Genomic DNA, 6,814 nt, shown 5'->3' on the forward strand with positions numbered 1-6,814 from the left:
ATGTTCGGCAACTTCAGCCTGCGCGGCGGCAACCAGGGCGGCGGCATGACGTCGTTCCAGGCGCTGTCCACGGCTATTGCGGCCCAGGTGGGCACCGGCAACATCGTGGGCGCCTGCGGCGCCATCATCATCGGCGGTCCGGGTGCTATCTTCTGGATGTGGATCATCGCGCTTTTGGGCATGGCCACCAACTACGCCGAGGCCGTTATGGCGCAGAAGACCCGCGTGGTTGACGCCGACGGCACGGTGCACGGCGGTCCGGTGTACTACATCACCACGGCCTTCAAGGGCGGCCTGGGCAAGTTCCTGGCCGGCTTCTTCGCCGTGGCCATCATTTTGGCTCTGGGCTTCATGGGCTGCATGGTGCAGTCGAACTCCATCGCCGAGACCATGAACAACGCCTTCGGTGTCCCCACTTGGCTTATCGGCATCATTGTGGTCATCTTGGCCGGCATCGTGTTCATCGGCGGTGTGGCTCGCTTGGCTTCGGTGACGGAGAAGATCGTGCCCATCATGGCCATCCTCTATGTGGTAGGCTCGCTGATCGTGCTCATCATGAACGCGCAGAACATTCCGGCCACCTTCGGCCTTATTTTCGAGTGCGCCTTTAACCCCGAGGCTACCGTGGGCGGCGCCACCTTCGGCATCATCGCCGCCATCAGCCAGGGCGCGAAGCGCGGCCTGTTCTCCAACGAGGCCGGCATGGGCTCCACCCCGCACGCTCACGCGCTGGCCGAGGTGAAGACCCCGCACGAGCAGGGCGTTGTGGCTATGATCGGCGTGTTCATCGACACCATCGTGGTGGTTACCATGACGGCGCTGGTGGTGCTGTCGGTGCTCTACGTGGGCGACGGCATGCTGGCCACGGGCGACTACATGACCCTCACCGCCGAGACGGTTACCAAGACCAACATTGCCCAGCTGGCTTTCGGCCAGTTCTTCGGCGAGAATCCGGGCGCTTGGTTTGTGGCCATCTGCCTGTTGTTCTTCGCCTTCTCCACCATTCTTTCCTGGAACCTGTTCGCGAAGCTGAATGTGGAGTGGCTCTTCGGCAAGAAGGCCATCATGCCCTTCACCATCATTGCCCTGGTGTTCATCTTCCTGGGCTCCATTCTGTCCAATGACCTGGTGTGGGAGCTGGCCGACATGTTCAACCAGCTGATGGTCATCCCCAACGCCATCGCGCTGTTCGCGCTGTCGGGCGCCATCATCTCCATTGCCAACGCGGCCCACGACAAGCATGCCACCGACATCCGCGAGGAGAACCTCGAGGATCGCGAGCGTGCCATCGAGAACGCCGGCAAGTAAATCGACGGCCGGAACAACCGTCCGCGCGACCTGAGGGCACCTTCTTCGGAGGGTGCCCTTTTTGCTGCTTGGAGCCGCGATGGGTGCGCTATACTGGTCGATCGCATTGCACGATAACCGTTAGGAATGGAAAGAGAAGGTCATGGCGGATAAAAAGGGGAATGTGGCAGCGCTTCTGCCTATCGGGGTATTTCTGGTGCTCTATTTGGGCCTCGGCATTATGTTCGAGTACGGCATGGGCATTTCCATGGGCTTCTACAACATTCCCATTGTGGTCATCTTCCTGATTGCGCTTTTGGTGGCCTGCTTCCAGAACCGCAAGGTGTCGTTCGACCGCAAGCTTACTATTATGGGTCGCGGCATTGGTGACAAGACCATCGTCACCATGATCCTCATCTTCATGGCCGCCGGCGTGTTCGTGGGCACCGTGGGTCGTGATTCGGCCGAGTCGGTGGCCTACCTTATGCTCTCGATCATTCCCGCCGAGTTCTCGGTGGCCGTGCTGTTCGTGGTCAGCTGCTTTGTTTCGCTGGCCATGGGCACGTCGGTGGGCACCATCACCCTGATCACGCCCATTGCCGCGGCGGTGTCGGCGGCCTCGGGCTTCAGCCTGCCTCTGTGCGTGGGCTCGGTTATGGGCGGCGCTATGTTTGGCGACAACCTGTCCTTTATTTCCGATACCACCATTGCGGCTTGTCAGGGCCAGGGTTGCAAGATGGGGGACAAGTTCCGTGAGAACTTCAAGATTGCCCTGCCGGCAGCTTTGGTCACGCTGGTCATCATTTTGGTGCTGTCCCTGGGCGAGAACATCACGGGCACGGTGCAGAACGAGTACAACCTCATCGAGCTCATTCCGTACCTGATTGTGCTTATCGGCGGCATTCTGGGCATCAACGTGTTCATCGTGCTGCTGGCGGGCATTGTGGTGGGATCCGTCGTGGTGGTGACCACGGGAGCCGTGCCTGCCACGGACTTGCTGGGCAACATGGGCACCGGCGCCGCCGGCATGTTCGAGACCACCATGGTGGCGGTACTGGTTAGCGCCATTTGCGCGCTTATCCGCGAGAACGGCGGTTTTGTGGCTCTGCTGAACGGCATCAAGCGCGTGTTCAAGGGCCGCAAGGGCGGTCAGCTGGGCATGGGCCTGCTGGTAGGCGCCATGGACATCGCCACGGCCAACAATACCGTGGCCATCGTCATGGCCAACCCCATCGCCCACGAGATGGCCGAGACCTACGACATCTCGCGTCGCAAGACGGCGTCGCTGCTGGACACCTTCTCCTGCGTGTTCCAGGGAGTTATTCCCTACGGCGCTCAAATGCTCGTGGCCATTTCCGCCTGCGCCGAGCTGGGCTATGCGGTGTCGGCCTTCCAGATCATGCCGTTCTTGTTCTACCCGTTCTTCCTGCTGCTCAGCTCACTGGTGTTCATCTTCCTCATTCCTGACAACCGCGGCTACACCCCGCAGCACGAGGATGAGGATCTCGAAGTGGTCGAGGTGGAGGAAGTAGCCTAAGCCGAGCGGGTGCGGCTAACCGCGCGCATCACTAAGGAGCGTTAACGAAGGGCCCCATCGGGGCCCTTCTTGTTATGCGGCATGGGCACTTTGCGCGCGAGGGGGTTTGTGCGACTGCGCCCCCCCCCGGCGGCGCGCCCGGCGCCTACCACTCCTCCAGCGGGTGGCACGCTTGCAGGGCAACTCCTTCGGGATTGACGCTGAAGTCAGCCTGCCACAGCTCCACGCCGGCGGCGCGGCAGGTATCCACCGTTGCCAGCACCTCGTCGTAGGTGGTGCCGTGGTAAAAGCGAAACCCGAAGTTGTCGTAGTAGAGGCAGTACAGGATGACGGCGCGTTCGTTGGTTTCCAGCGAGGCGGCCAGCTCGCGTAAGTGACGCAGGGAGCGCTCGGTGGAGTTGAAAGGCGCTTCGGGCAACCGCGGCACGTACGAGGGAATCTCCGTCTGCATTTGCACCAGGGGCGTTTTCACCTCCAGATACAAGTTGTCGTTCACCAGGAAATCAAGGCGCGAATCGCCCAGGGGAACCTCGCGGCGCACGGTGCTTACGGGGCCCGTGACGGCCTCGAGCGCCCCTTCGCGCAGAAACTGCTCCACGTAGCGGTTCGAGGCGTTCTGGTTAATGCCTATCCAGGGCTTCACCGCGTCCTCGGGCTGCGCCAAGGAGTAGGCCTCTACGGTCAGGGGCATTTTGCGCTTGGGGTTATGGCTGTCGGATACCAGGCAGGGGCGTCCCGCCAGATCGAGCCCGCCAATGCGCGACACGGCGGGGCAGTGGCAGCGCACCACCGGACCCTCCCCGAAATCCACGTCCATGATGAAGCGGTTCGGCCGCGCCACAATGACGCCCTCGCGTAAAGGCTCGGGGAAGGGAATGAAGGGCTCGCCGGTTGAAAGCGGGACCTCTGGGGGATCCTGAGCGGCCGGAGCGTCGTTGGCGATGCGAACCATGGGCGTGTGCTAGCCGCGCTCGGCGCCGTAGCGCTCGGCGGCGCCGGCCAGGGCGCGGAAGATGCCGCGGTGACGGTCAAGGTACTCGGGATGCCACTGCACGCCCAGATAGAAGGGAAGGGCCGGGTCTTCCACGGCCTCCACGACCCGGTCCACGCTGGAGCGGGCGCTGACCAGCAGCGGCTTTGCCACGTGATCGATGCCCTGATGGTGCATGGAGTTGACGGCGAAAGTGCCGGCGGCGCTGAGCGTGCCGGCCAGAAGGCTGCCGGCGGCAATGCGCACGGTATCAGTGGTGCGGTCGTAGGGGGGCTCTTGGCGGTGGCCGATGCCCGTGACGCCGCAGTTGTACAGATCGCGGTATAAGCTGCCGCCCAAAGCCACGTTCATCACTTGCATGCCGCGGCAAATGCCCAGAGTGGGCAGGCCGCGCTCGTGGGCCAGTTTTGCCAGTTCCAATTCGAAGCCGTCGCGGTCCTCGCTGACGGCCAGCAGGCCGTCCAGGCAGGGAATACGCGGGCCGTCGGAAGCCGAAAGCACGTGGCGGCCGTCCAGCTCCGTTACCTCGTCCACATCGGGCAGCGCGCCCATGGCCTGCTCGAAGGCGGCATCGGAGACGTAGTGACCGCAGAAGGGCACCTCGGCGCCGGTGGAGCGGCAGCGCGAGGAGGACGAGGAGCCGCAGCCCAGATGGGCCACGTCTTCCATGGCCATGCCGTCGCGGTTGTCGTCGGGCGCGGGCACGTAGTAGCGCGGGTGGATGTCGCCGCCGCCGGTAATGACCAGGCCGTCCAGGCTGTCGATGACCGCGCGGGCCTGACGGCGATTCACCTCGGCGCCCCCAGGGACCGGCGTAAGCAGCACCGGCGTAGCGCCTGCTGCTGCCACGCGGTTGATGTATTCGACGTTGACGCGCTGATAGCCGTCGGCCTCGTTCAGGGTGGTGGTGATGCCAATGATCATGGTAGTGCTCGCACTTCCTTTTCGCTGATAGTTTCGAACAGGGTAGCACGGAGCAGGGGGAATGCGACATAGATAAAAGCGAATGCAGGATGTTAATCCGAGATCGGCCGGGGCGCTCGCGTTTGATGGCTCGTTCGCTACAATAGGCGCAGCAAGTGGAAAGGACGGGCTATGAGAGCAGTGGTGCAATGCGTCAGCCGTGCATCGGTGACGGTGGATGATCAGGTAGTTGGCTCTATTGGCAAGGGCTTCGTGATCCTGTTGGGGGTGGGCCATGGCGACACTGAGGTCGAGGCCGAGCGCCTGTGGCGAAAGATTTCCAAGCTGCGCGTGTTCGACGACGCTGAGGGCAAGACCAACTTGAGCTTGGTCGACGTAGGCGGGGAAGTGCTGGTGGTAAGCCAGTTCACGCTGTACGCCAACTGCCGCAAGGGCAACCGCCCCTCCTTTACCGAGGCCGGCGACCCGGCGGTGGCCGAGCGACTCTACGAGCACTTCGCCGAGCTGGCCCGTCAGGACGGCTTCCCCGTAGCAACGGGTCGTTTCGGCGCCATGATGGACGTGGCTCTGGTCAACCACGGTCCGTTTACGCTGTGGCTGGATACGGAGCAGTGGTAAGGGCGCTTCTGCTGTTTCGGGACGCAGTGCCGGCGTGGCCCCTAAGGAGAGCGGGTGTCATTTCGCCCACCGGGAGGATTTTGCCCAGACGATTGTGGCTCGCGGTCTGGTACCGTGAAGCCGTTCGCTCGTACGTGGAAAGGAACGTGCACTATGAATAAAACAGCTGCCATTATGTTGGCCGACGGGTTCGAGCCGGTAGAGGCCATCGGGCCGGCCGATGTGCTGCGTCGCGGCGGTGTGGCCGTGGATCTGGTGTCTGTCATGGGACGCAAAGAGGTGCTGGCGGCCCAAGGCGTGACGGTCACTGCCGATACCCTGGTGGAGGACGTGCGCCTCGACGTTTACGACATCGTTATTGTGCCCGGCGGCTCGGTGGGCGTGGAGAATCTAGCTCAGTGTGAGGCCCTGGCCGAGGACCTGCGCAAGCGCATGGCCGACGATCGCCCCGTGGCATCCATTTGCGCCGGCCCCACCATCTTGGCCGACCTCGGCTTGCTGGAGGGCCGCGAGGCGGTGTGCTACCCCGGCTGCCAGACGAACTTCCCCGAAGGTGTGTATCAGGCGGGTAGCGACGTTGCGGTTGACGGCAACCTCATTACGGCTACGGGCCCGGCGGTGGCCCTCGTGTTCGGCATCGCTATCCTGAACGCGCTTATGGGTGACGCCGTGGCCGCCCAGGTGGGTCGCGACATGCTGCTTTTAAAGTAGGAAAGCGGCGCCGCAGGACAACTTCCGCGCCTGTGCTGACGCTAGACGCACCACAGGCGAAAGCGAGCGGCGCGACGGTGCCAATTAAAGGGGCGATTCCTGGTGGGATCGCCCCTTTTTAGTAGCGGAAACCATCTCCCCTATTCTCGGGTATATTCTGTATTTCCCCAGGTGAAGTCAGGGTAAATACCCGAATGCGGGCGATGTTTCTTCCGTGGCTCTTCCGTAATCTGCAAAGCGTTCGCCCCGCAAGGGAGGGACGGACGCGAACCGTTTACAAGGAGGAATCACATGGACACCAATCTTTCTCGCCGCGGATTTCTGACCGGCGCCGCAGCTGCGGGCGCCCTGGCCGCCATGGGCCTGGCCGGCTGCGCCCCGCAGCAGGCTGCCGAGGGCACCAAGACCGCTGACACCGGCGCCGCTTCTTCGTGGCGCGACAAGCCCGAAATGCCCACCGACATTGCCGAGACGCTGGAGGCCGACATCGTTGTAGTGGGCGCGGGCAACGGCGGCGTGGTGGCCGCCGCCACGGCCGCCCAGAACGGCGCGAAGGTCATCGTGCTGGAGAAGGCCGGCGAAGTGATGGCCGCCCGCGAGGCCGTGGGCGCCATCAACTCGAAGCTGGAGCCCGACCATCCCGTGGACGTGCCCGAGCTGCTGAACTATGCCGCCGATGTCCAGTCCGGCGACGCCAACATGCTGCTGTACAAGACCTGGGCCGAGAAGTCCGGCGAGATGATCGA

7 protein-coding genes are annotated in these 6,814 nt (G+C 63.2%); 5 read left to right on the forward strand and 2 right to left on the reverse strand.

The genetic code is table 11. The features are described 5' to 3' along the window. Positions 1 to 1,308 (forward strand): alanine/glycine:cation symporter family protein (locus tag QZ307_RS10330; RefSeq protein WP_295999580.1); only part of this gene is annotated, 1,308 nt, incomplete at its 5' end. A 142-nt stretch (positions 1,309 to 1,450) separates the two neighbouring features. Next, on the forward strand, positions 1,451 to 2,824 hold the full coding sequence (locus QZ307_RS10335; RefSeq protein ID WP_295999582.1) for a Na+/H+ antiporter NhaC family protein: 1,374 nt from the start codon (positions 1,451 to 1,453) through the stop codon (positions 2,822 to 2,824). Between the two features lie 145 nt (positions 2,825 to 2,969). On the opposite strand, the gene QZ307_RS10340 is transcribed toward QZ307_RS10335, so the two are convergent. Further along, positions 2,970 to 3,776, reverse strand: coding sequence for a DNA/RNA nuclease SfsA (locus QZ307_RS10340; protein ID WP_295999585.1), 807 nt, complete (start codon positions 3,774 to 3,776; stop codon positions 2,970 to 2,972). 9 nt (positions 3,777 to 3,785) lie between these two features. After that, complete coding sequence (locus QZ307_RS10345; protein WP_295999587.1) at positions 3,786 to 4,739, reverse strand: gamma-glutamyl-gamma-aminobutyrate hydrolase family protein; 954 nt, start codon at positions 4,737 to 4,739, stop codon at positions 3,786 to 3,788. 171 nt (positions 4,740 to 4,910) lie between these two features. On the opposite strand from QZ307_RS10345, the gene dtd reads away from it, so the two are divergent. From dtd to QZ307_RS10360, 3 genes are all read left to right on the forward strand, one after another. Then, positions 4,911 to 5,357 carry a D-aminoacyl-tRNA deacylase gene (gene dtd, locus QZ307_RS10350; protein WP_295999589.1) on the forward strand — a complete coding sequence of 149 codons (447 nt, stop codon included), beginning with the start codon at positions 4,911 to 4,913 and terminating at the stop codon, positions 5,355 to 5,357. A 153-nt stretch (positions 5,358 to 5,510) separates the two neighbouring features. Continuing rightward, on the forward strand, positions 5,511 to 6,068 hold the full coding sequence (locus QZ307_RS10355; protein WP_295999591.1) for a DJ-1 family glyoxalase III: 558 nt from the start codon (positions 5,511 to 5,513) through the stop codon (positions 6,066 to 6,068). Positions 6,069 to 6,359: 291 nt separating this feature from the next. Beyond that, the coding region (locus QZ307_RS10360; RefSeq protein ID WP_295999593.1) for an FAD-binding protein at positions 6,360 to 6,814 on the forward strand (455 nt) is incomplete at its 3' end.

Origin of the sequence: uncultured Adlercreutzia sp., assembly GCA_910585575.1 — a bacterium.
GTDB lineage: Bacteria > Actinomycetota > Coriobacteriia > Coriobacteriales > Eggerthellaceae > Adlercreutzia.

What these genes read in the sequence shown, in the direction of transcription:
- QZ307_RS10335 (WP_295999582.1), top strand. Translation starts at nt 1,451, where the DNA reads ATGGCGGATAAAAAGGGGAATGTGGCAGCGCTTCTGCCTATCGGGGTA.
- QZ307_RS10340 (WP_295999585.1), bottom strand. Translation starts at nt 3,776, where the DNA reads ATGGTTCGCATCGCCAACGACGCTCCGGCCGCTCAGGATCCCCCAGAG.
- QZ307_RS10345 (WP_295999587.1), bottom strand. Translation starts at nt 4,739, where the DNA reads ATGATCATTGGCATCACCACCACCCTGAACGAGGCCGACGGCTATCAG.
- dtd (WP_295999589.1), top strand. Translation starts at nt 4,911, where the DNA reads ATGAGAGCAGTGGTGCAATGCGTCAGCCGTGCATCGGTGACGGTGGAT.
- QZ307_RS10355 (WP_295999591.1), top strand. Translation starts at nt 5,511, where the DNA reads ATGAATAAAACAGCTGCCATTATGTTGGCCGACGGGTTCGAGCCGGTA.